Origin of the sequence: Curvibacter sp. APW13, assembly GCF_032337135.1 — a bacterium.
Taxonomy (GTDB): Bacteria; Pseudomonadota; Gammaproteobacteria; order Burkholderiales; family Burkholderiaceae_C; genus Allorhodoferax.
This window is the reverse complement of record NZ_JAVXZZ010000002.1, coordinates 614,891-641,878: the sequence shown is the minus strand read 5'-3', so window position 1 is coordinate 641,878 and position 26,988 is coordinate 614,891. Positions and strand designations below refer to the sequence as shown.

Genomic DNA, 26,988 nt, shown 5'->3' with positions numbered 1-26,988 from the left:
GCTACGCTGACCCGCACTACAACAGGAGACACGCCCATGGGCCAAGCGAAACTGATTCTGGACTACGTGTACGACCACGAGGCGCAGCGCGGCGATGCGGTGTACCTCACGCAGCCCACGGGCAATGGCCAGGCGGTGGACTACACCTGGGCCGAGGTGGTGGGCCAGGCCCGGCGCATAGCAGCACACCTGAAGGCGCAGAACTTCGAGCCCGGTGCACGCATTGCCATCCTGTCCAAGAACTGTGCGCACTTCATCATGGCCGAACTGGCGATCTGGATGGCCGGGGGCACCACGGTGGCGATCTTCCCCACCGAAACTGCCGACACCGTGAAGTTCGTGCTGGAGCACAGCGGTGCCAGCCTGCTGTTCGTGGGCAAGCTCGACACCTGGGCCCAGCAGCAAGCCGGCGTGCCGGCCACCCTGCCCTGCATCGCCTTCCCCCTGGCACCCAAGACCCCTTATGAGACCTGGGACGCAGTGGTACAGCGCACCAAGCCGCTGAGTGGCCGCGTGCAACGCAAGGGCGATGACATTGCCTTCCTGATGTACACCTCGGGCTCCACCGGCACGCCCAAGGGGGTGATGCACAACTTTGCGCGTGCCACGGTGGTGGGCGAGAACATCAATGCCAAGCTGAAGTCGGAATACGGCGACAACCTGGAAGTGCGCATGCTGTCCTACCTGCCGCTGGCACACATCTTCGAGCGTGCACACGTGGAATGCACGACGCTGGTGGACGGCCGGGCCCACCTGTACTTCGCCGAGTCGTTGGACACCTTTGTGGCCGACCTGAACCGGGCTCGCCCCACCATCTTCCTGTCGGTGCCGCGCCTGTGGCTCAAGTTCCAGCAAGGCGTGTTCGCCAAGATGCCTCCCAAGAAGCTCGACCGGCTCATGGGCATCCCGATTCTGGGCAGCCTGGTGCGCAAGAAGATTCTCAAGGGGCTGGGGCTGGACCAGGTGCAGCTCGCAGGCAGCGGCTCGGCGCCGATTCCGCCCGAGCTGATTGCCTGGTACCGCCGCCTGGGCCTGAACCTGATGGAAGGCTATGCCATGACGGAAGACCTGGCCTACTCCCACAGCTCGCTGATCGACGCCAATGCGCCAGGCTACGTGGGCATCCCCCTGCCCGGCGTGGAAGTGCGCATCAGCGACGACGGCGAAGTGCTCATCAAGTCCCCGGGGCAGATGGTGGGCTACTACAAGCGCCCGGACCTGGACGCCGAGGTGTTCACCGCCGACGGGTTCTTTCGCACGGGCGACAAGGGCGAACGCCTGCCGAATGGCCTGCTCAAGCTCACCGGGCGGGTGAAGGAGCAGTTCAAGACCTCCAAGGGCAAGTACGTGGCACCGGCCCCCATCGAGAACCACATCAATGCCAACCCGATGGTGGAGTCGTGCATGGTGTCGGGCGTGGGCCAGCCAGCCGCCTATGCGCTGGTGGTGCTCAACGAGACGCTACGTCCGCGCCAGAACGACCCGCAGGTGCGGGCGGAGGTGGAGGCCGAGCTGGCGGCGCTGCTGAAAGCGGTGAACGCACCGCTGCCCGACTACGAGAAGCTGCAGATGCTGGTGGTGGCCAACAACGCTTGGACGGTGGAGAACGGCTGCCTGACCCCCACCATGAAGATCAAGCGCAGCCGCATCGAGGCGGATGTGGCCAGCCGGGTGGAGGCCTGGTTTTCCAACCCGGCCAAGGTGCAGTGGGCCTGAGGCCGCACAAGCACTCCAAAGCGCTATCGTTCCAGTAGCTGCTTGCGCAGTATCCGTGCTGGCTACAGCCCGTTTTGACCAAAAAAAGAGGCCGGGAGGCCTCTTTTTCATTCCACGGTCTTGCCGCTGCGCATCCTGCGCGCCAACCAGGGGCCGCACAGGATCAGGGCTACCAGAGCCAACAAGGTGGCCGACATGGGCCGCTGCAGGAAGATGCCCCAGTGCCCCTCGCCAATGGACAGGGCATTGCGCATCTGGGCCTCGGCCAGCGGGCCCAGGATCATGCCGACGATGACCGGGGCGGTCGGGAAATCGTAGCGGCGCATCAGTACCCCCAGCACGCCGATGCCGTAGAGCAGCACGAGGTCGAACGCGCTTTGGCGCATGCCGTACACACCCACGGTAGCGAAGATGAGGATGCCGGCATAGAGCTGCGCCTTCGGGATCTTGAGCAGCTTCACCCACAGGCCCACCAGCGGCAGGTTCAGCACCAGCAGCATGACGTTGCCGATGTAGAGCGACGCGATCAGCGCCCACACCAGGTTGGCCGAGGTCTCGAACAGCTGCGGCCCGGGCTGGATGCCGTAGTTCTGGAACGCGCCGAGCATGATGGCAGCCGTGGTGGACGTCGGGATACCCAGCGTGAGCAGGGGCACCAGCGTGGCGGTGATAGCCGAGTTGTTGGCGGCCTCAGGCCCGGCCACGCCTTCAATGGCGCCGGTGGTGCCGAACTCTTCCTTGTGCTTGGAGAGCTTGCGCTCGGTGGCATAGCTCAGGAAGGTGGGAATCTCCGACCCGCCCGCCGGAATGGTTCCGAACGGGAAGCCGATGAAGGTGCCGCGGATCCAGGCCGGAATGGAACGCTTCCACTCGGCACCGGTCATGTGCACCTTGCTCATGGCGTTGCGCTCGTCGGGTGCGGTACCTTCGTACAGCACCACATACAGGGCTTCCGCCACCGCAAACAGGCCCACCGCCACGAGGACGATCTCGATGCCGTCCATCAGCTCCGGCACGCCACCGGTATAACGGATCTGGCCCGTGATCTGGTCCATGCCGATGAGGCCCGCGGCCAAGCCCAGGGTGAGCGAGGTCACCCCGCGCAGCGTGCTGTGACCCAGCACCGCACTCACCGTGGTGAGTGCCAGCAGCATCAGGCAGAAATATTCCGGTGGGCCCAGGCGCACCGCGAACGAAGCCATGGCAGGGGCGAACAGCGTCACCAGCACCGTGGCCACCGTGCCGGCCACGAAGGAGCCGATGGCCGAGGTCGCCAAAGCAGCGCCAGCACGCCCGTGCTTGGCCATGAGGTTGCCCTCCATGGCCGTCACCATGGAGCCGGTTTCACCCGGGGTGTTGAGCAGGATGGAGGTGGTCGAGCCACCGTACATCGCGCCGTAATAGATGCCGGCAAAGAAGATCATCGAGGCCGTCACGTCCACCTGGGTGGTGATGGGCAGCAGCATGGCCACCGCCACGGCGGGGCCAATACCCGGGAGCACGCCCACCGCGGTACCCACCGCGCAGCCGATGAAGGCCCACAACAGGTTGATGGGGGTGGATGCAGAGGCAAAGCCCTGCATCAGTTGATTCCACAATTCCATGTTTGTTCCTTTGGGCTCAGATCCAACCGGTGTTGGTCAGGCCCGGCAGGTTGATGGCCAGCAGCTTGGTGAACATCCAGTACACCGGTGCAGAGATGGCCATGCCAACCAAGGTATCCACTACCCAACCGCGCAGGCTGCGGCCCCCGCCCTGCGCGCCGCGCAGCCCCTGTACCGCCAGCACGAAGCACAGTGCACAGCTCAGGATGAAGCCGATGGTGGTCAGCAAGGCGGCGTTGAGCAGCAGCCCGGCAGAAATCCACGCAAAACCAGCCCAGTTGCCGCGCTCGTCACCCGAAGGCGGTATGAACACGCGAAAGCCGCCAAGCAGGGTCTGGCGCAGCAGCAAGCCGCCACAGACCATCAGGGCGATGGATACCAGCCAAGGCAGGAAATCGGGGCCGACACCGGCGTAGCCGGCGTCGGACGGAATGATCCAGGCTCCGACCGCCATCGCGGCGCCCAGGGCGATGAGCCCCAGGCTGATGCCTTTCTGGTTGCGCAAGAAGCCTGGGCTCAGCATCAGACCATTCCCGCCAGGTGCATGATGCCGCGCAGCTGCGAAAAGTCGCGGTCCACGAACTCGTCGAACTCCTTGCCGGTCAGCAAGGCCGGTGTCCAGGCGTTGGCCTTGAGGTCGGCTTCCCAGGACTTGGATTTGCTGGCCTTGACGATGATCTCGGTGAGCGCCTTGCGCTGCTCGGGGGTGATGCCGGGGGCACCGTACACGCCGCGCCAGTTGCCCAGCACCACGTCAAAGCCCTGCTCCTTGAGCGTGGGCACGTCAATGCCGGGCAGGCGCTTCTCGGATGTCACGCCAATGGGGCGCATCTTGCCGGCCTTGATGTACTCGGCAAACTCGCTCCAGCCGCTGCCGCCCACGGTCACGTTGTTGCCCAGGATGGCGGCGGTGGCTTCACCGCCCCCGCGGAACGCCACGTAGTTGACCTTCTTGGGGTCGACGTTGACCTTGGTGGCCAGCATGCTGGCGCAGATGTGCTCGGTGGAGCCGCGCGAGCCACCGCCCCACTTTACGCTGCCCGGGTCCTTCTGCATCATGGCCACGACGTCCTTCATGTTCTTGATGGGCGACTCGGCCGGCACCACGAACACGTTGTATTCACTGGTCAGGCGGGCAATCGGGGTGGCCGCTTCGAGCGACACCTGGGGCTTGCCGGTGATGATGCCGCCCAACATCACGGCGCCAGTCATCATCAGGGCGTTCGGGTCACCCTTGGCCGAGTTCACGAACTGGGCCAGGCCAATGACGCCCGCTGCGCCACCCTTGTTCTCGTATTGCACCGTATCGGCCGCCTTGGCATCCAGAATGGCCTTGCCCAGGGCACGGCCGGTGCCGTCCCAGCCACCACCTGGGTTGGCAGGAATCATCATCTTGAGGTTGGTGGCAGCAAATGCCGACAGCGGCAGGCCACCGGCAGCGGCCGTGGCCAACAGGGATTTGAGGAAGGTATCGCGACGCATGGCAGTCTCCTTGTAGTGATGAAACGGGCCTATGATGCCGAGCCTCGCTGTCAAAGCGCTGTCCAGAATTTCAGGGTAAACCCGTAGCATGCATCTCCTGCTGGTCGAAGACGACGATTCCCTGCGCGCCACGCTGGAGCGCAGCCTGGGGCGCGTGGGCATGCGGGTGACGCCGTGTGCCGATGGCGCCCTGGCACTGCCGCTGTGGCGCAGCGACCCACCCGACGTGGTGGTGCTCGACCTGAGCCTGCCGCACGTGGATGGGCTGCAGGTGCTGCAACAGGCCCGCAGCGCCGGCCTGCGCACCCCGGTGCTTCTGCTCACGGCGCGCGGTACCGTGGGCGACAAGGTAGCCGGCCTCAATGCCGGCGCCGATGACTACCTGCCCAAGCCCTTCGACCTGGACGAACTCGAGGCCCGCATCCGCGCGCTGCACCGACGCCACCAGGGTCCGGGCGCCGATGCGCCGGCCGACCTGCAGGTGGGCGCCCTGCGCTACGACCGCAGCAGCGGCGCCATGTACCTCGGCCACGCAGTGTTCGACCTGACCCAGCGCGAAATCGCCCTGCTGCGTGCGCTCATGGCCAGGTCCGGCAAGGCCGTCACCAAGGAGCAGCTGTTCGAACAGGTATTCCCTGGAGAGCTCGACGTGCAGTACGACGCGATCGAAGTCGTGGTCTACCGCCTGCGCAAGAAACTCGGCCCCACCGGGCTTTCACTGGTCACGCTGCGCGGACTGGGCTACCTGCTCAAGGTGGACGCCGCATGAGCTGGCCACGCCTGGGGCGATCGCTGCGCCAGCAGTTGCTCTGGGGCCTGCTGTTGCCGATTGCCCTGTTCGTGCTGGCCGACACCGTGAGCCTGTACCGGCAGGCACTGTCCGCCGTGAACACGGCCTACGACCGCACGCTGCTGGCGTCGGCCAAGGCCATCGGCGAGCTGCTCGACGTGCAACGCGAAGGCGAGCAGACCCGCATCCTGGCGCGCATCCCCTACTCTGCCCTGGAAGCCTTCGAAGCGGACAACCGCAGCCGCATGACCTACCGCGTGTCCGAGCTCAACGGCGCCTGGGTCGACGGCGCTCAGGACCTACCTGCATGGCAAGGCACCATTCCCCAGCAAGGGCCTTATGCCGCCCTGGTGGACTTCTACGACGCCCAGTGGCGGGGCGACGCAGTGCGGGTGGCCATCCTGCTGCAGCCCATCGCCACGCCCCAAGGGAAAACCATGGCCATGGTGCAGGTGGCCGAAACCCTGGAACTGCGCCGTGAACTGGCGCGCAGCATCCTGTGGGACACATTGCAACGCCAGGCGTTCCTGATTCTGGTCATCACCCTGATCGCGCTGGTGGTAGTGCTGCAGGTTACGCGCCCGATCGGCCGCCTGAGTCAGACGCTGGCCCAGCGCGCACCGGACGACCTGACCCCCCTGCCGGTGGACAGCCTGCCAGCCGAAGTGCGCCCGCTGGTGGATGCCACCAACGGCTTCATGGCCCGTCTGCACCAGGCCATGGACCACCAGAAACGTTTTGTGCGTGATGCCGCCCACCAGCTGCGCACGCCGCTGGCCGTGCTCAAGCTCCAGATCCAGTCCGCACGGCGTGGTGACACGCCACCCCATGCGGCACTGGCCGAATTGGAAACCACGGTTGACCGCGCCACCCTACTGGCCAACCAGATGCTGTCCCTGGCCAAGATCGAGCAGCTGCGCCAATCCCGCGACTTTACGGAAGTGGACTGGGCCGACATCGTGCGCGACCTGGCTCTGGAGATGGCACCGATGGTGGCCGACAAGGACATCGACTTCGGACTGGACTGCAGCCCGGCCACGGTGATGGGGCACCCCTGGATGCTGCGCGAGATTACCCGCAACCTGCTGCACAACGCCATCCGGCACACGCCACGCGCCGGCAGATTGGACGTTCTGTTGCGTCGACAGGCTCAGTTTGCGACGCTCGATGTGGTCGATAGCGGTGAGGGCATCTCCGACACCCTGCGCCAGCGCCTGTTCCAACCGTTTGCCACGACCGACGCCCGCAGCGGATCCGGCCTGGGTCTGACCATCGCGCGCGAAATGGTGCACACGCTGGGGGGGCAGATCACCCTCAGCAACCGGACTGCGCCGGACGGGAAGCTGCTGGGCCTCACCGCATCCGTGTCCCTGCCATGCACCACACCACCAGCCAAGGCACCACCTCCATGAGCACTTCAAGCCTGCGTATCGACCGCCACGGTGCGGTGATGGTTCTGGAAAACCAGGATCCGCCATTCAACCGCATGGGCTTTGATTTCATGGATGCGCTCGAAGACGCCGTCCTCGCCCTGCCTAGCGACACCACCACCCGCGCGGTGGTGATCACCGCAGCCGGAACCGATCATTTCAGTGTGGGCATGGACCTCAAGCAACTGCAGGCGCAAGCCCATCTGCGCGGTGGTTTCGAAGCCGTTCTGGACCAACGCCTGCGGGTCCTTTCCATGATCGAGAACCTTCACATTCCCGTCATAGCGACCCTGTTCGGCTATTGCCTGGGCGGTGGGCTGGAATTGCCACTGGCCTGCCATTTCCGGCTGGCAGCATCGGAGGGAGTCCAGATGGGGCTGCCCGAGCTGGACCTGGGAACGGTACCCGCCTGGGGCGGCACTGCGCGACTCACACGCACGGTGGGGCGGGCGCACGCCCTCGACATGATCCTGCGTGCGCGCAAGGTGGATGGCCCGACGGCCTTGGCCATGGGGCTGGTGCACGAGCTCCACCCGCTGGATGTGCTGAAGGAACGTGCGATCGCACTGGCACAGGAACTGGCGGCCCAAGCGCCCATCGCGGTATCCGGTGTGTTGCAAGCCGTGGTCGGCGCAGGCGAGCTCCCGTTGGAGCAGGCTTTGCTGGCGGAGCGGCAGGCAGTGCTTCGCTGCAGCAGCTCGCAAGACCAGGCAGAGGGCATGCGTGCATTCATGGAAAAACGCCGCCCGGTTTTCAAGGGGCAATGAAACGCCGCGCTGAGGGCGACAAAGAAAAAACCCCGTAAGTCAGAGACTTACGGGGTCTGTTCTGGCGGAAACGGAGGGATTCGAACCCTCGATGAGGCTCTACACCCCATACTCCCTTAGCAGGGGAGCACCTTCGGCCACTCGGTCACGTTTCCTGCGAAACCAGCATTATGACAGAAACCCCGATCGAATTTCCGGGTGCCCATTGCAAAAATCTGCAGTCTGCCAATGGGCGTCAATCCGGCTGCCAGGTCAGGCAAGGCCCTTGGCGCAGGGCAAATCCGTGCGCCACACGCAGGTGGATACGGTGGCCGCGCGTACTGCACCGCAGCAGCTGACGCTGCAACTCGGCCAACTGTGCGGTGCTGGGCGCAGCACCGAATCGCGACTTCAACCAGTAGCGCAGCAGATTGGCCTGTCGTTCGCCGTCCAGTTCGCGCAGTCCGGCCAAGGGCAGCGCATCCGCCAAGGCTTGCCCGCCAAGCAGGCGCTCCAGATCTTCCTGCGCCATGGCTTCGAGCAGGCGCTGCGCCTGCGCCAAGTGCCGCGCCGAGCGCGCCACCGCATCGTCCACATGCGGGAACGCCTGGCGCAACGCCGGCAACACGCTATGGCGAATGCGATTGCGGGTGAAGCGCTGGTCGGCATTGCTGGGATCCTCAACCCACCCCTGGCCCTGGTCACGGAGCCAGGCCCGAATGTCATTGGCCGCCACGCTCAGCAGGGGGCGGTAACAACGCAGCACACCACGCTGCCACTGCGCAGGCATGCCGCTGAGCCCGGGTACGCCACTGCCGCGACTCAATGCCAGCAAGAAGGTTTCGGTCTGGTCGTCGGCATTGTGCGCAAACGCTATGGTTTTGAAAGCATCATGCGCAGTGTTTTCCTGGGCCAGCGCCTCAATTGCACCGTAGCGCGCACGGCGCGCCGCGTCTTCCGGGCTCTCCCCGCTGGCGGCATGGGCATGCACTGCCAGCACCCGAAGTGGAACGCCCAAGCCATTGCAGAGCGCCACGCAATGGGCTTCAAAGCGTGAAGCGCTGGCTTGCAGGCCATGATTAACATGCACGGCATGCACCTGCCCTGGCCAGCGGCGTGCGCAGCCGAGCAGGAGGGCCGTGGAGTCGGCACCCCCGCTGAGCGCCACGGTCAGCGGCAGCGGCGGAGCGAATTCAGCAATGGCGGCTTCGAAAGGCTGTGTCACAGGCGAGCCGCCCAGGCCCAGGGCTTACTTGCCAGTGGCCTTGGTGTCGGTAAAGCGACCGTAGGACTGGAGCCGCTCGTACCGGCGGTCCAGCAGATCCTTCACCTTGAGATCGGCCACCTGGCGGTACGCATCAACCAAGGCACGCTTGAGGAACGCGGCCGCCTGCTTGTGGTCACGATGCGCGCCACCTACCGGCTCGTTGACGATCTTGTCCACCAAGCCCAGAGCCTTCAGGCGATGGGCCGTGATACCTAACGCGTCCGCTGCTTCCTGGGCCTTCTCGGCGGTCTTCCAGAGAATGGAGGCGCAACCTTCGGGGCTGATCACCGAGTACACGGCGTACTGCATCATGATGGTCTGGTCAGCCACCGAAATGGCCAGCGCACCACCCGAGCCGCCTTCACCGATGATGGTGGAGATGATGGGCACTTCGAGCTGCGCCATCTCAAAGATGTTGCGACCGATGGCTTCGGACTGACCACGCTCCTCGGCGTCAATGCCCGGGTAAGCACCGGGAGTGTCGACAAACGTGAACACCGGCAACTTGAACTTTTCGGCCAGCTTCATCAGGCGCAGGGCCTTGCGGTAGCCTTCGGGCTTGCACATGCCGAAGTTGCGCAATCCGCGCTCCTTGGTGTCGCGCCCCTTCTGGTGGCCGATGACCATGCAAGGCGTGCCGTTGAAGCGCGCCATGCCGCCGACGATGCTCATGTCGTCGGCGAAGTGGCGGTCACCATGCAGTTCGACAAAGTGCGTGAAGATTTCACTGACATAGTCGAGCGTGTAGGGACGCTCGGCGTGGCGGGCGATCTTGGTGATCTGCCACGGCGTCAGATCGCTGTAGATGTCCTTGGTGAGCTGCTGGCTCTTCTTGCTCAGCTGCTCGATCTCGGCGGAGATGTCCACCGCCGACTCGTTTTGCACGTAGCGCAATTCTTCGATCTTGTTTTCCAGTTCAGCCACAGGCTGCTCGAAATCCAGAAAGACACGTTTTGCCAAAGTCTTGCTCCTTTAACTTGTTTGTTCTGCCACCCCATAGGGCAACAGGCGTCAATAGGCTACCGGTAGCGGGTCCAACGACCGCCAAATATACCAAGTTGCCACACTGCAGTACGGCGCCCAGGCTGCCGCTACTTCGCGCACGTCGCTGCGGCTGACCGTTTCACCCGAAAAATAGTTCTGGCTGATCCCGTTGATCAGCCCCACATCGTCCAGCGGCAACACGTTGGGGCGCATGAAGTGGAAGATGAGAAACATTTCCGCCGTCCAGCGCCCGATACCGCGGATCGACACCAGTTCCTGGATGATGGCCTCATCGTCCATCGACTCCCAGGCACCGACGTGCAGGCTGCCGTTTTCGAAGTGCAGCGCCAGGTCCACGAGGTATTCCACCTTGCGTGCCGACAGTCCGGCCGCGCGCATGTCATCCACTTTCAGGCGCAAAACCTGGGCCGGGACCATGCGTTTGGGTAGTTCCGAAAAGCGCTCCCACACCGTCTGGGCTGCCTTGACGGAAATCTGCTGGCCCACAATGCTGCGGGCCAGCGTCACGAAAGCATCACCCCGGGTCTCCAGGCAGGCTTCGCCAAACTGGGGGATGAGGCGCTTCATCACCCGATCCTTCTTCATCAGGTGCTTGCAGGCTTCGGCCCAATACGGCGGCGTCACGGGAGTAGCCACCTGCTTGACGGCAGCATTCACTGCGCAGCCTCCCAGGTCGTACCGCCCGCACCATCCTTCAGCAAGATGCCCTGCTCCAGCAGGTCCTTGCGGATCTGGTCCGCCAATGCGAAGTTCTTGGCCGCCTTGGCTTCGGCACGCTGGGCGATGAGCACTTCGATGGCATCCGCGTCCAGGCTCGCACCGGCCTTCAGGAAGGCCTGGGCATCCCCTTGCAGAATACCGAGACAGCCGCCCAGGGACCGCAGCAATCCTGCCAACGCAGCAGAACGGGTACGGTTCACCTCCGCCGCCAATTCAAACAGAACGGCCACCGCTTCAGGCGTACCGAAGTCGTTGTCCATCGCAGCCTTGAATTTGGCGGCGAACGGGTCTGCCCAGTCGATCTGCGCCAATTCGGCCGGTGCCACCAGCGACAAGGCCGTGTAGAGGCGCTTCAGGCCAGCGCGCGCGTCATCCAGGTGCTTATCGCTCCACCCCAATTCACTGCGGTAGTGGCCTCGCACCAGGAAGAAGCGCACGGTCTGTGCGTCATAGTGCTGCAGCACATCAGGCACCGAGAAGAAATTGCCCAGCGACTTGGACATCTTGCTGCCGTCGATGTTCAGGAAGCCGTTGTGCATCCAATAGCGGGCCAGAGGCACACCAAAGGCACCTTCGCTCTGGGCAATCTCGTTTTCATGGTGCGGAAAAATGAGGTCGATGCCACCGCCATGGATGTCGATGGTTTCCCCCAGCAAGGCACACGCCATGGCCGAGCACTCGATGTGCCAGCCGGGGCGGCCGCGGCCCCAAGGGCTTTCCCATTTCGTTTCTTCGGGTTCTTCAGGCTTCGCCCCCTTCCAAAGCACAAAATCCAAAGGATCGTGCTTGCTGGTGCCCACTGCCACGCGCTCACCCGCGTTGAGGTCATCCAGGGACTTGCCGGAAAGCTTGCCGTAGCCGGGCATCTTGCGCACCGCAAAGTTCACGTCGCCGTCTTCGGCGGCGTAGGCCAGACCTTTCTCCTCCAGTTTGCGCACGATGTCCAGCATCTGTGGCACGTAATCGGTGGCACGCGGATCGTGGGTGGGACGCAGAACTCCCAGCGCATCGTAGTCGGCGTACATGAGGCTCGTCATGCGTTCGGCCAGGGACCGCACCGTCTCCCCGTTTTCCACCGCACGCTTGATCATCTTGTCGTCGATGTCGGTGATGTTGCGCACGAACTCCACCCGGTAGCCGCTGGCCTCCAGCCAACGACGCGCCACGTCAAACCCTACCGCCGAGCGCGCATTGCCGATATGCGGACGGTCATAGACCGTCACGCCGCACACATACATGCGGACGTGGTCAGGATTGGCGGGCTGGAATGGCTCGGTGGCACGCGAGAGCGTGTTGTAGATACGCAATGACATAAAAGGAAACAGGAACTGCGGTCTTCCCGCCGCGCACACACGGCGGCAGGGTGGAAAAACCCCGTGCAAATACTGAGGCATGGCGCTACGCGCGGGGCCGAAGAGCCCCCATCCCTCAGATACAATGACCGCAGTATAAGCCCCTGCCACGCAGGCACTTTTTCCCTCCCCCCGGTTTATGAAGCATTCAAGACTCTCCGCATTCAAGCGTATTGGCCTGGTTTCCGTACTCGCCGTGTGTTTCGCCACCACCGCATTTGCCGACGACTATGCAGATGTCATGCAACTCATGCGCCAGGGCAAGCACGCGGAAGCGCTGTCCAAGGCGGACCAATACCTCAGCGGCAAGCCCAAGGACGCTCAGATGCGATTCCTCAAGGGGGTGATCCAGCGCGATGCGGGCAAATCGGCCGATGCCATCGCCACCTTCACCAAGCTCACGGAAGACTACCCCGAGCTTCCTGAACCCTACAACAACCTGGCCGTGCTGTATGCAAGCCAGAGCCAGTTCGACAAGGCCCGTGCGGCGCTGGAAATGGCCATCCGCACCAACCCGAGCTACGCCACGGCACACGAGAACCTGGGTGACGTGTACGCCAAGCTGGCAAGCCAGGCCTACAACAAGGCACTCCAACTCGACAGCGCCAATACCGCTGTGGCGCCGAAGCTGGCATTGATCCGTGAGCTCTTCAACCCTGCTGGTCCCCGCACGGCACCGGCCGCCGCTACCGCAACAAAAGCTCCGCCCCCTGCTGCGGTGAAGGAACCGCAACCCGCCGCACCGGTTGCAACTCCTGCAACCCCCGCCAGCAAGGAGCCTGCGCCCGCCGTCGCCACTGCAGGCAAAGAACCTACTCCAGCACCTGCACTGGCCACCAATGCCACTTCGGGCTCCAAAGACGCACAAGCCGCCGTGCAGGCATGGGCTGCTGCCTGGGCCGCCAAGGACATGAAGGCCTACCTGGGCGCCTACGGCAAGGACTTCACGCCACCGAACAAGCTCAGCCGCGCGGCCTGGGAAGAGGAACGCCGCAACCGGATCACCACCAAGAACAATATCAGCGTGAAGCTGGAGCACCTGACGGTTACCGTCAACGGCAATACCGCGATTGCCAAGTTCAAGCAGGACTACCGCGCCAGCGGCCTGTCGGTTTCGAGCCGCAAGACGCTCGAACTGAACAAGGTGGGTGAGCGTTGGTTGATCGTGAAGGAATCCACTTCCTGAACCCCGGGGTGCGCGTGGCTGGCATGCGCGCCCTGATGGTGGACTCTTTTTTGCCATTTCTTCCTGCTGCACTTTCCATGTTTCGATTTCTGACTGCGGCCTTCGTGACCGTTGCCTGTCTGGCCGCGTTCACGCCTAGCGCCCAGGCTTCGACCCACAAGAAGACGGACAAGAAGTCCGCTTCCAAGGCGCCCCCCAAGAAAGCAGCGGAAAAGACTGCAGCAACCAGCCTGTCGGCTGAAGCCGCCGGCGTCGCAGAAGCCCGCCTGATCGAGGTCTACAAGCTCATCGGCAGTGGTCGGCACAAGGAAGCACTGGACCATGCCCTGCGCCTGGTGCGCGATTACCCGAACTTTCAACTCGCCCATTTGGTATACGGTGACTTGCTGGCTTCGCGCGTGCGCCCAGTGCAGGTTGTTGGCGACGTGCCGGATGTGCCTGCGGGAGCGGCTGCCAATACGCTGAGCGATCTGCGCCTGGAATCCGCACGGCGTATAGCTGCCCTGCGGGAACCGCCCCCTCCCGGACTGGTCCCGTCCCAGTTCATGGCGCTTTCGACCGCATCACGGCATGCCATCGCCGTGGACGCGTCCAAGTCACGCCTGTACCTGTTCGAGAACTCGTCGGCGGGACTGAAGCTGATCGGCAACTATTACATTTCGGTGGGCAAGGCAGGGACGTCCAAGCTGGTGGAGGGCGACCAGCGCACACCGCTGGGCGTGTACTACATCACCAGCAGCCTGGACCCCAAGAGTCTCAAGGAGTTCTATGGCTCGGGGGCATTGCCCATCAGCTACCCGAACGTGCTCGACAGCAAACGCGGCAAGACGGGCAGCGGGATCTGGCTGCATGGAACGCCACCCAGTCAGTTCTCTCGCGCCCCACAAGCTTCTGACGGTTGTGTGGTATTGGCCAACCCGGATCTTCTGCACATCGTCAATACGGTTGCGGTTCGCTCCACGCCAGTCGTCATCGCGGCCCAGTTGCAATGGGTGCAGCCGCAAAAAAACCGTGCGGAGGCCAAGCCGTTCGAAGATACCCTCAATGCCTGGCGTTTGGCCAAATCGAGTGGCCGAACCGAGCAGGTGCTGAGCTTCTACACCCAGGACTTCTCCAGCAATGGCAAAGGCCTGGCGCAATGGACCCCGACACTGCAGTCGGAAATGCAGAAGTTCCAGGGGCGCACCATCGAGTTGAAGGACATTTCCATGCTGCGCTGGACGGACAGTGCTGACACCATGGTTGTCACCTTCGGCGAGGTCGCCAAAGGCGTGAAATGGGGCCTGACAAAGCGCCAGTACTGGGTGCGTGAAAACAACCAATGGAAAATCTTCTTTGAAGGAACCATGTGATGCGTCGCAACAAATTCATCGTCGCCTTGGCCGCATTCGCCGCCAGCATCAGCTTCACCCTGAACACGCAGGCCGCAGACAAGGCTCCCAGCGTGTTGGTGAAAACCAATATGGGCGAGTTCACGGTAGCGCTGAATGCAGAGAAGGCCCCCATCACGGTCAAGAACTTCCTCCAATACGTGGCAGACAAGCAGTATGACGGGACGATTTTTCACCGCGTCATTGAGAACTTCATGGTGCAAGGCGGTGGATTCACCCCCGAAATGCAGGAAAAGGCGACCCGCCCGCCGATCCCCCTCGAAGCCAGTAACGGTCTGAAGAACAACCGCGGTACCATCGCCATGGCACGTACCGCCAATCCGAACTCCGCGACCGCGCAGTTCTATATCAATGTCGTGGACAATCCGGCGCTGAACGCGCCCTCCCCCGACGGTTATGGCTACACCGTCTTCGGTGCCGTGACCAAGGGAATGGAGACCATCGACAAAATCCGCAAGGTACCCACTGGCATGCGAAACGGCTACAGCGACGTGCCGCAAACGCCCGTTACCATCCTGTCCATTACCCTTCTGAAGTGAACGCTATGACCACTCCCCAAGTTGAACTCCACATCGCCGGCTACGGCACCATCACCCTCGAACTCGATGCCGAAAAGGCGCCCAAGACGGTGGAAAACTTCCTGGCCTATGTGAACAAGGGCCACTACAACAACACGATCTTCCACCGCGTCATTCCCGGATTCATGATTCAGGGCGGCGGCATGGAGCCCGGCATGGGACAGAAGCCCTGCGACGCGCCCATCACCAACGAAGCCAACAACGGGCTCAAGAACAACAACTACACCGTGGCCATGGCTCGTACCAGCGACCCCCATTCCGCCACGGCACAGTTCTTCATCAACGTGGCAGACAACGGCTTCCTGAACCACACCTCCCCCACCGCCCAGGGCTGGGGCTATGCCGTGTTCGGCAAGGTGATCTCGGGTCAGGACGTGGTGGACCGCATCAAGGCTGTGAAGACCGGCCGCCGCGGCTTCCACGATGACGTGCCGAAGGACGACGTGGTCATCGAAAAGGCCGTGGCACTTTGATATTTGCCGCGGATTGAGGGATGGACCTGCTCGCCCCTTCCCACTGGCGCACGCTGGACATCATCTCCGACGTACACCTGTACGAGCAGGACCGGCCAACCTATGCCGCATGGCGTGACTACCTGCGGCAGTGTCCAGCCGACGCCTTGTTCATACTCGGCGACCTGTTTGAGGTATGGGTAGGAGACGACGCCATGCCCGGTGTCGGTTCTCTCGAGCACGATTGCGTTGCAGAACTGCGTCGGTGCGCCAGCCAGCGTACGGTATTCTTTCAACCCGGCAACCGGGACTTTCTGGTTGGTGATGCCCTGCTCCAGTGGGCAGGGATGCAGCGCCTTCCAGACCCCACGACCCTGGTGTTTGCTGGAACGCGGATCGTGCTGTCGCACGGAGATAGCCTGTGCACCGATGACCTTCCGTATCAGCGCTTTCGCAGCGAAGTGCGCAGCCACCACTGGCGACGGGAATTCCTGGGCAAATCGGTACCCGAGCGCAGGGACATTGCGCGTGCGATCCGTCAGGCCAGCGAAGACGGCAAACGGACACGTGAAAACTACGTCGACGTCAATGCCGAAGCGGTCGATGCACTCCTGGACACGGAACAAGCGTCAACCCTGGTGCACGGGCACACCCATGAAGGGGCAACCCACAGGACGGTGAGCGGCAAGCTGCGTGTCGTCTTGAGCGACTGGAGTGCGAGCAGTGCACCGCCGCGACTGGAAGTGTTGCGCATCTGTTCAGCGGCCGGCAACGCCGGCCCATCAATTCGCCGCCTCCCTTTGGCCTGACTGCACGCACGGCAATCATGCTACGGCATGCCGCCCGGCATCCACCTACCATCCGGCCAAGCAGCCTAGGACACGGAAACGTCGTCGATCTGCCACGGGTCCAGGAACTCCTCGGCATACCGGCGGTACACACCACTGGAGGCAAACACGTCAAAGAGGTCGGGGTCGATGTGGCCATTGGCCTTGAATCGCCGCATGATGTCCATCGCCTGAGACAGTTTCATTCCCTGCTTGTAGGGTCGGTCCTTGGCGGTCAGCGCCTCGAAAATGTCGGCAATCCCCATGATGCGAGCCTGGACCGACATCTGATCGCGCTTGAGACCCTTGGGGTAGCCCTTGCCATCCATGCGCTCATGGTGGCCGCCCGCATATTCCGGCACGTTCTTCAGATGCTTCGGCCATGGCAACTGTTCGAGCATCTTGATGGTGGCCACGATGTGGTAGTTGATGATGTCCCGCTCTTTCGCAGTGAGCGTGCCAGCACGAATGCTGAGGTTTTCCGCTTCGTCGGCCGACAGGAAGGCTTGAGAGGTAGATCCGTGGGGTGTCCAGTGGTAGCGCTCCCGCAGTGACTGCACCCGTTCGATGTCTGCCTCGCTCATGGCCTCGCCACCGCGATTGACCTCCCGTACGAAATCGCTGTCCTCGGCAATACGCTGCAGTGTCCCCGCCAATGCATCATCGATCGCCTGCATCTTGGCGATGCGATCGGGCTCGGTCCCCGTGGCCAGTTCGAGCTTGGCCTCCAGCGCAGCAATCTGCGCATCCCGGCGAACCACCTCGAAGCGGGTCTGAAGCAACTCCACCCGATCGAAAAGCGTCTGCAGCTTGGTGGCCTTGTCCACCACATGCACAGGGGTCGTGACCTTTCCGCAGTCATGCAGGAGCGCTGCGATCTTGAGCTCGTAGCGATCACGCTCACTCATGTGGAAGCTGGCAAGGGGCCCCTGGGTCGCTGCGTTCGCCGCGTCTGCAAGCATCAGGGTCAGTTCGGGGACCCGCTGGCAGTGACCACCGGTATGCTGGGATTTTTCGTCCACGGCCAAGTTGATCAGTCCGATGAAGGCCTCGAACAGGCTTTCGAGTTGAATCACCAGATCACGATTGGTGATGGCAATGGCCGCCTGCGAAGCCAGGGACTCCGCCAGACTCTGGTCGGCCATGTGGAACGAAACGACTTGCCCCGTTACGGGGTGCTTTGCATTGATGAGCTGGAGCACGCCAATGATCTCGCCCTCATGGTTCTTCATCGGAACCGCCAGGAACGACTGCGATCGGTAGCCTGTGCGCAAATCGAACTGCTTCGTGCCTGAAAAATCAAAATTGGGCTCGGTATAGGCGTCAGCAATGTTCACAGTCTCATGGTGGATCGCTGCATAGGCTGCTACCAAGGAGTCATTGGGACGCCCATCGGGCAAATGCAAAGGCAAGGTCGGTAGGTTGATGCCTTCTTTAGCCGTTCCTCCGCGCGCGATGCCCAAGGAGTCGGTCCGCATGATCTCGAATCGAAGCGACTGGCCGTCTTCGGTGACCCGATAGAGTGTGCCCCCGTCCGCGTGCGTGATTTCCTTCGCGGCAATCAGGATGCTCTCGAGCAAGCGGTTGATGTCCCGCTCGCGCGACAGCGACACCCCGATCTCATTGAGTTGATCCAGTCGCTTGAGCAGGCTGTCGATGGATTCCATGGTTTCCCCCTGGGCGTGGTGCCCTGCCAACTACCGAGAGTTGCATTGTTCCACAGTCGGCGCAAGACAGCACGCCCTGGAGGGGAGCCAGCGTCAGCGTCGCAGCAGCACCTTGAGGGCGGCCTGCAGACGTCGGCTGCTCGACGCCCCATAGGGCGAGCGCAAGACGGCCGCAACATCCTGCTCCCAGGTCTGGGCCGGCGTCGGGGCGTTTCGACGTGTCAGCATTTGCAGTTGCAGCTGGCGCCGCTGCGGCAGTTGCTCAGCAGGGGTAGGAACCTCGGCCGCCATTTCGAGGCGCAGCAAGGCCTCTGCGTCCTCGCTGGCCGCCGCAGGGCCTTCCAGCGCCTTGCTCCAGCTGACCCGCACTGCATTCTGCACCTTGGAACCCAAGGCCTGTGCACCAGGCAGCTTGGCGGCATCACGCCCCTCCCAGGCCGACAGCAACTGGGTCAATGCTTCACCGTGGGCCTGCGCGGCCAAGGACCGCAAAGCCGCCTGCGCCTTCTCCATCGCATCGCGCTGGGCTCGGAACGCCGCGTCCCCCAGCCGTGGCGCGGCGGGGCGCGCCATGCGTGTGTCGCGCTGACCAGGGCGCGCCGCAGCGGCTCCGGGCCGCGAATCACGCCCCAGCGGACGTGCATCCCTGCCGGTGGGGGCATCGCGGCGCTGTCCAGGTCGGTCATCCCCGCGGACCGCCACCACAGGTTTTGCAACAACAGCTGCCTTCGGTGTTTCTGTCGCTATGTTTTCGCTAGCTGCCTGCGCAGTATTTTCGGGGGCTACAGCCTGATTTGACCCCAAATTCTCGGGGGGAGCTGCCTGTTCACGCAGGGCAGCCTCCAGTGCAGCCATGGCACTGCGGATGGCACTGGCGTCGCCGCTGCCGCTGGCCTGTTCCACGGCACGGGCGGCCTGCAACACCTGTTGGTCATGCGCGCTGAGCGCTGCCTGCTGCTGTTCGCGCTGCGCGCTCTTGCGGTTGAAAGCCTCGTCGATAGGCTGTCGGAATGCGTCCCACAGCTTCTGTTCCTGGCGCCGGTCGAGCGGGACCGCATGGGCTTCCGCCTGCCAGCGTTGCTGCAAGGCCTTGACGGCATCGACACGCAAACTCGCCGCTGCCCCCAGCACCCGCGCCTCCTCGATCATGGCCTGGCGGCGCAGCAGGCTCTGGGCCTGCGCAGCCTCCAGCGGGGCTGCAGCCTGGGCATAGGCCGCTTTCCACACCGATTGCAGCTCCGCAAACACCTTATCGCCCACATGTCCGGCATCACGCCAGCGGTCAGCGAACTGGTGCAGGGCGCGCGCATGGGACTTCCAGTCGACCAGTTCGGAGGCCAGCTTTTCAGCCTGCGCCTGGGTCCAGGCCTTGACTTCCTCGACCAGATCCAGCCGCTGCTTCCTGTGCTCGGCGGCCTCGGCCTTGGTCTTTTCGAGCCAAGCCTCCACGTGCTTATAGGCTTCGTTGCAAGCGGCATCAAACCGTTTCCACAAGCCATGGTTGGGCTGCCCGCCCTGGTCGGTCTGCTTCCATTGCTCCCGCAGCGACCGCACCGACTCCTGCAGCTTGCGCCCACCCAGGGCCTGTCCGGCCGGGCGCTGCAACAGGCCTTCGGCTTTGGCCACAAGCTCCGCACGCAGCTGGTCGGCGCGCCAGCGCTGCCAACCTTCCAGCTCGCCAGCGGCCGCCAGCGCGGCGTGGGCACGGCTGTCGAGCTTGGCATCAATCCATTTCCCATGCTCCTTGAGCGCCGCGCGCAAGGCCCCGGCCGCCCCCGCACTGGCCTTGCCATGTCCCTGCGCCAGTTCCGTCTCCAGCACCTGCACCACTTGCTCCACCGCTGCCTTGGCGGCTGCCAACACAGCCGGATCGGCCTTCGGTTTGGGCGCTGGCGCCACGACTTCTCCCCGGGCAGTGCGCAATTCATCAGCCCAGACAGGCACGGGCGGCAACGGCAGGCTGGCATCCTGCGCGGCGGCCACCGTCTGCGTCAAGGCCGCATCAAACGCGTCCCACACCAGCTGCAGTTGGGCGCGGGCATTGTCCAGCAATGTCGGGAATCGGGCTTCGACACTGCTCCAGGCAGCGTCCGCCGTGAGCGCCTGTGCCTGCTCCTGCCAGCGCAACACGTCGGCGCGCAGGCCTTCGCTGGCGGCCTGGGACTCGGCCCACGGCTTGGTGGACAGCACTTCAATGCGCTGCGCCAACAATACCGCCGCTTCGCGCTGTACCTGCACCCGGTGCTGCAGGTCTTCAATCGCCCGCACGCGGTCGGCCAGGGAAGTCTTCAATAGAGAGAGGGGCTCCCGGCTGAGGGGCGCTCCGGCCTTGGCAGCGTCTCGCTGCCATGCCATGGCGTCGGCGATATTGAGCTTGTCCAAAGCGAGCAAACCCTGGGCCTTGTGCACCCACTCGGCGACCAGGGCCTCCTGGCCCTTCTGGCGCCGTGCTTCATCGATGCGCTCGCGAACCAGCTTGGCAGCGCCCTTGTCCTTGACACTGAGCTCCTTGAACACGGCCGCCAGCTGGTCCGGCGCAGGCTCGGACGCCAGCCATTGGCGTATCCGCGCCGCGCGTTCACCCGCGGTTTGCGCCGAAAAAGCCCCGCCAGTTAGGGAATCCAGTTCAAAAGAGTCGGCTTTTTGGGAGGAGCTTGCAGAGGTCACGGTACGCACACCAGAGGTTGTATTGAGGAAAAACAGGCTATTTTCGCAGCGATTTGCCCCCCAAACCCGCAATTTCTACGGCCAAGACGCGTAAAACACGCCAAAAACATGCCCCAACCATATTCCAAATAAAATATACACAATCAATTCGATATGGTTGACCATGTATATTGAGGCCCATAGAATCCGCCCCGTCCCTGATCGACTAGGGATAACCCGAACCGCTGCCGACCCCGGCATTTCTTTTCCGCTGCACATGCCGTGTCGGCGCCGCAGGGAAAAGATAGCGTACCAACCCAAACGGTGCCACACCGTGCAGGCCAAATCTCTGGCTCGCAAGGCGCACCGCGCAAGAAGGAGGAGCTATGACAGCGACCGCGAAGTTGACCAAAGGCCTGCGCACTGTAGCCAGTGACATTGCCCAAGGTTTTTTTGAAATCACACACAATGGTTTTGCCCTGCTGGGCCTGGCCGTGATGTTTGCAGCCATTGCGCTGACGACCCAACCCGAGATCCGCCAAGCTGGCGAGGTCAAATTGTTTGGATTCCTGCAAAGCCGCCTCGGTGGCAACGCCGCTGAAGGCGTGGACGTGGAAGGGGTGGACCGCGCTACCGCAAGCAACCCGCAAGACCTGCCCAAGCGCCAGGCGGCCGTCGCCTTCTGGCTGAGCAAGAAGTATGGCATTGCGCCGGAACCCCTCAGCACCTTGGTGGCAGAGGCCTACACCGTGGGAGCCCGTACCAAGCTCGACCCGAACCTGATCCTTGCCGTGATGGCGATCGAATCGGGCTTCAACCCGTTTGCCCAGAGCGCCATGGGCGCCCAGGGTCTGATGCAGGTCATGACCAAGGTACATGGCGACAAGTACGACAATTTCGGTGGCAAGTTCGCCGCCTTCGATCCCATCAGCAACCTGCATGTGGGCGTCAAGGTGCTGCAGGAATGCATCAGCCGCGCGGGATCCATCGAAGGGGGCCTGAAGTTCTACGTCGGCGCTGCCAACCTGGACTCGGACAACGGCTACGCTGCCAAGGTACTGGCTGAACACCAGCGGCTCACGCAGGTGGCCAACGGCGCCAAGGTTCCGTTTGCCGCCCCCCAGGTGATTCCGGCTTCGGTTGGCGCCGAGCCAACTCCCCGCGAGAGCGCCACCAGATCCTGATCCGGTCGGAGCAGCCCCTTCCTCGGGTAAACTCGACCCTGCACGCAACTGGCGATAGGTACGGGTGGCACTGCCACCCCAGTCCGAGGTGGGCCACCACCGGGAAGCGTGCCGCAGACTGGCCGAAGGCCGTTTCGCGTTCAGCCGTGCGCCTGGGCAGCCCTGTGATTCCTTTTCCACAGGCCCAATGTCTTGAAGGACTGCCATGTACAACCGCAATATTCTTGTCGAACAAACCGATCCCGAGCTGTGGGCCGCCATCCAGGCCGAAAACGCACGCCAGGAACACCACATCGAGCTGATCGCCAGCGAAAACTACGCTTCCCCCGCCGTGATGGCAGCCCAGGGCAGCCAGCTGACCAACAAGTATGCTGAAGGCTACCCGGGCAAGCGCTACTACGGTGGCTGCGAGCACGTGGACGTGGCCGAACAGCTGGCCATCGACCGCATCAAGCAGATCTTTGGTGCCGAAGCCGCCAACGTTCAACCGCATTGCGGCGCATCCGCCAATGAGGCCGTGTTCCTGGCCTTCCTGAAGCCCGGTGACACCATCATGGGCATGAGCCTGGCCGAAGGCGGCCACCTGACCCACGGCATGCCCCTGAACATGTCGGGCAAGTGGTTCAACGTCATCTCCTATGGCCTCGACAAGAACGAAGCCATTGACTACGACGCCATGGAAGCCAAGGCGCGTGAACACAAGCCCAAGCTCATCATCGCTGGCGCATCGGCCTATAGCCTGCACATCGACTTCGAGCGTTTTGCCAAGATCGCCAAGGAAATCGGTGCCATCTTCATGGTGGACATGGCCCACTACGCCGGCCTGATCGCCGCGGGCCAATACCCCAACCCCGTACCCCATGCCGACGTGGTGACCTCCACCACCCACAAGAGCCTGCGCGGCCCGCGCGGCGGCATCATCCTGATGAAGGCCCAGCACGAAAAGGCCATCAACAGCGCCATCTTCCCCGGCCTGCAAGGCGGCCCGCTGATGCACGTGATTGCCGCCAAGGCCGTCGCCTTCAAGGAAGCCCTGAGCCCCGAGTTCAAGGCCTACCAGGCCCAGGTGGTGCGCAATGCGCAGATCGTGGCCGAAACGCTGACGGCTCGCGGCCTGCGCATCGTCTCCGGCGGCACCCAAAGCCACGTCATGCTGGTGGATCTGCGTGCCAAGGGCATCACCGGCAAGGAAGCGGAAGCCGTGCTGGGTGCTGCCCACATGACGATCAACAAGAACGCCATCCCCAACGACCCGGAAAAGCCCATGGTGACCAGCGGTGTGCGCATTGGCACCCCCGCCATGACCACCCGCGGTTTCAAGGATGAGGAAGCCCGCATCACGGCCAACCTGATCGCTGATGTGCTGGACAACCCACGCGACGAAGCGAACATCGCCGCAGTGCGTGAAAAGGTCAACGCCCTGACCGCCCGCTTCCCGGTATATCGCTAACCCGGAAGCCCCAAGAGGCGCTATCATTGTGGTAGCGCCTCACGCACATTCCGTGCGGGCCAGAGGCATATTTTCACAATATTTAGCCGGTACCCGCCATGAAATGCCCCTTTTGCAGCCACTCGGACACCCAGGTCGTCGAAACGCGCGTGTCGGAAGACGGCGGCTTCATCCGCCGCCGCCGCCAGTGCGCTGCCTGCGAAAAGCGCTTCACGACCTACGAGCGGCCGGAAGTCAGCTTTCCTGTAGTCGTCAAGAAGGACGGACGCCGCATCGAGTACGACGCATCCAAACTTCGTGCCTCGTTCGCCCTGGCCTTGCGCAAGCGCCCGGTGAGCACCGAGCAGGTGGGTGCCGCCATTGAGCGGATTGAGGAAAAGCTGCTAAACCTCGGCCAGCGTGAAATCCCATCCCAGCGCGTGGGCGAACTGGTCATGCGCGAGCTGAAAAAGCTCGACAAGGTGGCCTACATCCGCTTTGCCAGCGTGTACCGTAGCTTTGAAGACATCGATGAGTTCAAGACACTGGTGGATGAGGTAAGGAAGTAATTGAGCTCTCAGCCCCCCATAAGTTCACCGCTTGTCCTGATAGAACAACCATCTATCCAATCAGTCCTGGCTGTCGCTGTCTCGCCAACTATATTCAAACTATGAAATCCTTCTGCGGGAACAATCAACTGATGACACGGCATGGTGGCTTCTCGCTTGTGGAGCTGCTGGTAACCATTGCGATCCTCGTCATTTTGTCGGCGGTTGCTGTACCCGGATTCCAGGGAATGATGGCATCTTCCTCCCTTCGGGCCGCAACCAACGATGTCGTCGCTGCGCTGGCCCAAACGAGATCCTTGGCGATCAAGGAAGGCGGGAGAGTGACGATGTGCAAGAGTGCGAACGGGACGGCTTGCGCTACCACTGGCGACTGGGAGCAAGGCTGGATTATCTTTGTCGACTCCGTCAGGAACTCCCCTTGGACGAATGCATCCGTAGACACTGGTGAAACCGTATCGTTCTACACCCAAGCACTGCAGGGTAACGTCGTAGTAAGAGGCAATAGTGGGGCTAGTCAGTATGTTTCTTATTCCGCAGATGGTCTGTCCAGACAACTCAATGGCAGTTCTCTCGCCGCAGCAACCATCCGAGTTTGTAGTACTTCCAGTGCCATTGCGGACAATCAACGTGCGAGAGATATTGCCATTAACAGCACCGGCCGTGTGACGGTTACCACGGCCGCATCCGTCACTAGCGCATGCGCGGCACCATCATGATTCCAAGGAAAATTATTTCAAAAAGAATAGTCGGCTCCCGACGCGGATCCAAGGGCGTCACTTTGATCGAAATTCTGATTGCAGTGTTGCTCCTGAGTCTTGGACTTCTGGGTATGGCGGGGCTGCAGATTCGCGCCTTGCAAGGTAATCACAGTGCGGCACAACGCTCGCAAGCGGTCATGCTCAGCTATTTCATCATTGAAGCCATGCGAGTCGACTCGGCTTCGGCAAAAGCATTGAACTACAACACGGGCTCACTGGATGCCAATGGAAATGTTGATAACAGCATTTGCAATGTTGACGCGATTACTGGTACAGCGCTGAGCGACAACAATCAAAAGGCATGGATTTCCGCAATAAAAGGTAGCCTGGGGGACGCTACGGACACGTCCACCTGCGGCGCCATCAACTGTGACGCCGACGGAATTTGCACCGTGCAAGTTCGTTGGGATGACTCATTGGCTGGGGGCTTGGGCTCGCAGGCCGTAACGACCAGTACCCGCCTATGACCGCCCCCAGACTGTCTCCACCTGACCTGGACAAGCCTTCCACAATGCATCGTCCCTGTCGCAAAAATGCCATCGGTGTAACTTTGGTCGAGTTAATGGTGGCCATGGTTTTGGGGTTGATCATCGTCGGCGCTGTGTTGAACGTCTTTGTCTCTAGTCGGCAGACGTTTCGCGTGAATGAGAACCTCGGACAGCTTCAAGAAAATGCACGAATCGGCTTTGAATTGCTCGCGCGAGACATCCGCGAAGCTGGATCAACACCATGCGGAATTTTTCCGAGTCAGGTCGCCAATGTGATTCGAGTGGGTGGTGCTGTGCCTTGGTGGGCATCCTGGTGGGCAGAGGGTGCCCCACTGCGCGGTTTTGAAGGTTCTGAAAGCGCGGCAAACACAGATGAAATAGCGCTTCCAGCTTCGATTGTGGCCATAGGTACTGGTACGAACCAGCGCATCACGGGCACCGATTCTCTGTGGGCCATTCAAGCGGCGGAGACCCCTACGGCCGCAACTGCACATACACCAGCAGATAGGCAGTTCACATTGAACAGTATCACCGGGTTTGACGAAGCCGATGTCGTAGTTACCTGTGACCTTCGCGGCGCTGCGATTTTTCAGATCGGAGCCGTCAGCACCGGAACGAAGGTCATTGACTACAACACAACGTTGGCCTCAAATAACTGTACGAATAATCTGGGCGCTCCAATCAACGCCGCCTGCACTACAACGACCAGCCGTACTTTTTCGCCCGCCGAAGGCATACAGGTAGCAAAACTGGTTAGCAATTACTGGTATGTAGGGAATAACTCCCGAGGGTCGCGGTCACTATTCAGAGTCACGATGATCAACAAAACGGTTGCTGGCGCCAAGACCTGGACGGCTGACACTCAAGAAGTGATCCCCGGAGTGAGAGATATGCAGATTCAGTATCTGACTGCAGACACATCGGCATCCAACGCATTGGCGACCGATTGGGTGAACGGAAACAACGATACGGTTTTTCCTTTCCCCCCGTCCGGAACCACACAAGTTCGCCGTTGGGACGAGACCAACAACGCCAATCAAGTCGTGGCGGTAAAAATACAACTGACCCTACAGACAGAGGAATCCATCAGTACCAGCAACGCGCCGGTAACACGAACTCTTCATTTTGTCGTCGGTGTTCGGTCCCGTAGTCACATTTTCTCGTGAAGTAGATCATGACTAAACACGGTCAGCAAAAGGGCGTGGCATTGATTGTTGGCCTGATCATTTTGGCGGTCATGATGCTTCTCGGTGTCAGCGTCATCCGCAATGTCACCACCGAAGAACGTATGGCTGGAAATAGCTATAGCCGCTCTATTTCCTTTCAGGCTGCAGATGCGGCACTGCGCGAAATAGAACTCAAGGTTGAAGCCAACAAACCAACGATCAGCGCCAGTTGCAACACCGTTTCCACTGTAATGGTGTGCGCTGCGCCGGCTGCTACGGACACGCCGCGTTGGTTGGACAGTTCATTTGCCTCTTGGGCAAACGCAACGGCCGTGACTTCGGGGTCCATTTCTGTGACCCCACAGTACTTTGTTGAGTATCTAGGGAACACATTCACTTGCGACCCCAGTGACTCATCTGCCACCAACGAATGCAAGCGCTATCGAATTACAACGCGCGTACAAAGCTCGAACGGGCAGTCGCCCGTTATGTTGCAGTCGTTGTACGCCACTGATTAAGTGAAGCGAGGTACATC

General features: G+C 62.1%; 25 protein-coding genes, 1 tRNA gene and 1 riboswitch. Of the genes, 16 read left to right on the top strand and 10 right to left on the bottom strand.

All coding sequences use genetic code 11. The annotated features are described in order from the left end of the window. Positions 1-36: 36 nt before the first annotated feature. Positions 37-1,716: an AMP-binding protein gene (locus RQP54_RS11240; RefSeq protein WP_315678380.1), complete on the top strand. Its 1,680-nt coding sequence runs from the start codon at positions 37-39 to the stop codon at positions 1,714-1,716. Positions 1,717-1,823: 107 nt separating this feature from the next. Here the strand turns inward: RQP54_RS11240 and RQP54_RS11235 are convergent, their stop codons facing one another. The 3 genes from RQP54_RS11235 to RQP54_RS11225 are packed head-to-tail and all read right to left on the bottom strand — an operon-like array spanning position 1,824 to position 4,802. Next, positions 1,824-3,320: a tripartite tricarboxylate transporter permease gene (locus RQP54_RS11235; protein ID WP_315678379.1), complete on the bottom strand. Its 1,497-nt coding sequence runs from the start codon at positions 3,318-3,320 to the stop codon at positions 1,824-1,826. 16 nt (positions 3,321-3,336) lie between these two features. Further along, positions 3,337-3,843 (bottom strand): tripartite tricarboxylate transporter TctB family protein, encoded by a 507-nt coding sequence (locus tag RQP54_RS11230; RefSeq protein ID WP_315678378.1) that lies wholly within the window; start codon positions 3,841-3,843, stop codon positions 3,337-3,339. Further along, positions 3,843-4,802: a Bug family tripartite tricarboxylate transporter substrate binding protein gene (locus RQP54_RS11225; RefSeq protein WP_315678377.1), complete on the bottom strand. Its 960-nt coding sequence runs from the start codon at positions 4,800-4,802 to the stop codon at positions 3,843-3,845. The genes RQP54_RS11230 and RQP54_RS11225 overlap by 1 nt, the downstream gene beginning before the upstream one ends. A gap of 88 nt (positions 4,803-4,890) precedes the next feature. Here RQP54_RS11225 and RQP54_RS11220 point away from each other — a divergent pair, with 88 nt between their 5' ends. The 3 genes from RQP54_RS11220 to RQP54_RS11210 are packed head-to-tail and all read left to right on the top strand — an operon-like array spanning position 4,891 to position 7,789. Next, positions 4,891-5,571, top strand: a complete 681-nt coding sequence (locus RQP54_RS11220; RefSeq protein WP_315678375.1) for a response regulator transcription factor — start codon at positions 4,891-4,893, stop codon at positions 5,569-5,571. Continuing rightward, positions 5,568-7,004 (top strand): sensor histidine kinase, encoded by a 1,437-nt coding sequence (locus tag RQP54_RS11215; protein ID WP_315678373.1) that lies wholly within the window; start codon positions 5,568-5,570, stop codon positions 7,002-7,004. Before RQP54_RS11220 ends, RQP54_RS11215 begins: the two co-directional genes overlap by 4 nt. After that, positions 7,001-7,789, top strand: coding sequence for an enoyl-CoA hydratase/isomerase family protein (locus RQP54_RS11210; RefSeq protein ID WP_315678372.1), 789 nt, complete (start codon positions 7,001-7,003; stop codon positions 7,787-7,789). The genes RQP54_RS11215 and RQP54_RS11210 overlap by 4 nt, the downstream gene beginning before the upstream one ends. Positions 7,790-7,851: 62 nt before the next feature. On the opposite strand, the gene RQP54_RS11205 is transcribed toward RQP54_RS11210, so the two are convergent. The 5 genes from RQP54_RS11205 to cysS all read right to left on the bottom strand — a co-directional run bounded on the left by RQP54_RS11205 (position 7,852) and on the right by cysS (position 12,073). Continuing rightward, positions 7,852-7,944 (bottom strand) — tRNA-Ser (locus RQP54_RS11205). Between the two features lie 80 nt (positions 7,945-8,024). Then, the gene (gene tilS, locus RQP54_RS11200; RefSeq protein ID WP_315678371.1) at positions 8,025-8,993 is read right to left on the bottom strand and encodes a tRNA lysidine(34) synthetase TilS; all 969 of its coding nucleotides are present in this window, start codon (positions 8,991-8,993) and stop codon (positions 8,025-8,027) included. Positions 8,994-9,017: 24 nt separating this feature from the next. Beyond that, the gene (locus RQP54_RS11195; RefSeq protein WP_315678370.1) at positions 9,018-9,995 is read right to left on the bottom strand and encodes an acetyl-CoA carboxylase carboxyltransferase subunit alpha; all 978 of its coding nucleotides are present in this window, start codon (positions 9,993-9,995) and stop codon (positions 9,018-9,020) included. A gap of 51 nt (positions 9,996-10,046) precedes the next feature. Beyond that, entirely contained in the window at positions 10,047-10,712 is a 666-nt protein-coding gene (locus RQP54_RS11190; RefSeq protein ID WP_409997570.1) for a DNA-3-methyladenine glycosylase family protein, read from the bottom strand. Then, entirely contained in the window at positions 10,694-12,073 is a 1,380-nt protein-coding gene (cysS, locus tag RQP54_RS11185; RefSeq protein WP_315678368.1) for a cysteine--tRNA ligase, read from the bottom strand. The genes RQP54_RS11190 and cysS overlap by 19 nt, the downstream gene beginning before the upstream one ends. A 178-nt stretch (positions 12,074-12,251) precedes the next feature. Between cysS and RQP54_RS11180 the strand changes: the two genes are divergently transcribed. The 5 genes from RQP54_RS11180 to RQP54_RS11160 all read left to right on the top strand — a co-directional run bounded on the left by RQP54_RS11180 (position 12,252) and on the right by RQP54_RS11160 (position 16,528). Continuing rightward, on the top strand, positions 12,252-13,298 hold the full coding sequence (locus RQP54_RS11180; protein ID WP_315678367.1) for a tetratricopeptide repeat protein: 1,047 nt from the start codon (positions 12,252-12,254) through the stop codon (positions 13,296-13,298). Between the two features lie 77 nt (positions 13,299-13,375). Then, positions 13,376-14,650 carry a L,D-transpeptidase gene (locus RQP54_RS11175; RefSeq protein ID WP_315678366.1) on the top strand — a complete coding sequence of 425 codons (1,275 nt, stop codon included), beginning with the start codon at positions 13,376-13,378 and terminating at the stop codon, positions 14,648-14,650. Then, entirely contained in the window at positions 14,650-15,228 is a 579-nt protein-coding gene (locus RQP54_RS11170; protein ID WP_315678365.1) for a peptidylprolyl isomerase, read from the top strand. The genes RQP54_RS11175 and RQP54_RS11170 overlap by 1 nt, the downstream gene beginning before the upstream one ends. Before the next feature lie 5 nt (positions 15,229-15,233). Continuing rightward, positions 15,234-15,740, top strand: a complete 507-nt coding sequence (locus tag RQP54_RS11165; protein ID WP_315678364.1) for a peptidylprolyl isomerase — start codon at positions 15,234-15,236, stop codon at positions 15,738-15,740. 20 nt (positions 15,741-15,760) lie between these two features. Continuing rightward, on the top strand, positions 15,761-16,528 hold the full coding sequence (locus RQP54_RS11160; RefSeq protein ID WP_315678363.1) for a UDP-2,3-diacylglucosamine diphosphatase: 768 nt from the start codon (positions 15,761-15,763) through the stop codon (positions 16,526-16,528). A gap of 65 nt (positions 16,529-16,593) precedes the next feature. Here the strand turns inward: RQP54_RS11160 and RQP54_RS11155 are convergent, their stop codons facing one another. Both RQP54_RS11155 and RQP54_RS11150 read right to left on the bottom strand, forming a co-directional pair. Beyond that, the gene (locus RQP54_RS11155; protein ID WP_315678362.1) at positions 16,594-18,213 is read right to left on the bottom strand and encodes a GAF and HD-GYP domain-containing protein; all 1,620 of its coding nucleotides are present in this window, start codon (positions 18,211-18,213) and stop codon (positions 16,594-16,596) included. A 93-nt stretch (positions 18,214-18,306) separates the two neighbouring features. Next, positions 18,307-20,880: a DUF349 domain-containing protein gene (locus tag RQP54_RS11150; RefSeq protein ID WP_315678360.1), complete on the bottom strand. Its 2,574-nt coding sequence runs from the start codon at positions 20,878-20,880 to the stop codon at positions 18,307-18,309. A 365-nt stretch (positions 20,881-21,245) separates the two neighbouring features. Here RQP54_RS11150 and RQP54_RS11145 point away from each other — a divergent pair, with 365 nt between their 5' ends. The 7 genes from RQP54_RS11145 to RQP54_RS11115 all read left to right on the top strand — a co-directional run bounded on the left by RQP54_RS11145 (position 21,246) and on the right by RQP54_RS11115 (position 26,971). Next, positions 21,246-22,043 carry a lytic transglycosylase domain-containing protein gene (locus tag RQP54_RS11145; protein WP_315678359.1) on the top strand — a complete coding sequence of 266 codons (798 nt, stop codon included), beginning with the start codon at positions 21,246-21,248 and terminating at the stop codon, positions 22,041-22,043. A 34-nt stretch (positions 22,044-22,077) separates the two neighbouring features. After that, a riboswitch (ZMP/ZTP riboswitch) is annotated at positions 22,078-22,208 on the top strand. 40 nt (positions 22,209-22,248) lie between these two features. After that, positions 22,249-23,493, top strand: coding sequence for a serine hydroxymethyltransferase (gene glyA / locus RQP54_RS11140; RefSeq protein ID WP_315678358.1), 1,245 nt, complete (start codon positions 22,249-22,251; stop codon positions 23,491-23,493). Positions 23,494-23,591: 98 nt separating this feature from the next. Next, the gene (nrdR, locus tag RQP54_RS11135) at positions 23,592-24,041 is read left to right on the top strand and encodes a transcriptional regulator NrdR (protein WP_315678357.1); all 450 of its coding nucleotides are present in this window, start codon (positions 23,592-23,594) and stop codon (positions 24,039-24,041) included. A 101-nt stretch (positions 24,042-24,142) separates the two neighbouring features. Beyond that, positions 24,143-24,757: a GspH/FimT family pseudopilin gene (locus RQP54_RS11130; protein ID WP_315678356.1), complete on the top strand. Its 615-nt coding sequence runs from the start codon at positions 24,143-24,145 to the stop codon at positions 24,755-24,757. After that, positions 24,739-25,266: a type IV pilus modification protein PilV gene (gene pilV / locus RQP54_RS11125; RefSeq protein ID WP_315678354.1), complete on the top strand. Its 528-nt coding sequence runs from the start codon at positions 24,739-24,741 to the stop codon at positions 25,264-25,266. The genes RQP54_RS11130 and pilV overlap by 19 nt, the downstream gene beginning before the upstream one ends. A gap of 44 nt (positions 25,267-25,310) precedes the next feature. Next, positions 25,311-26,453: a PilW family protein gene (locus RQP54_RS11120; protein WP_315678352.1), complete on the top strand. Its 1,143-nt coding sequence runs from the start codon at positions 25,311-25,313 to the stop codon at positions 26,451-26,453. An 8-nt stretch (positions 26,454-26,461) separates the two neighbouring features. After that, a complete protein-coding gene (locus tag RQP54_RS11115; RefSeq protein ID WP_315678351.1) occupies positions 26,462-26,971 on the top strand; it encodes a PilX N-terminal domain-containing pilus assembly protein in 510 nt (169 codons plus the stop codon). Positions 26,972-26,988 lie beyond the last annotated feature (17 nt).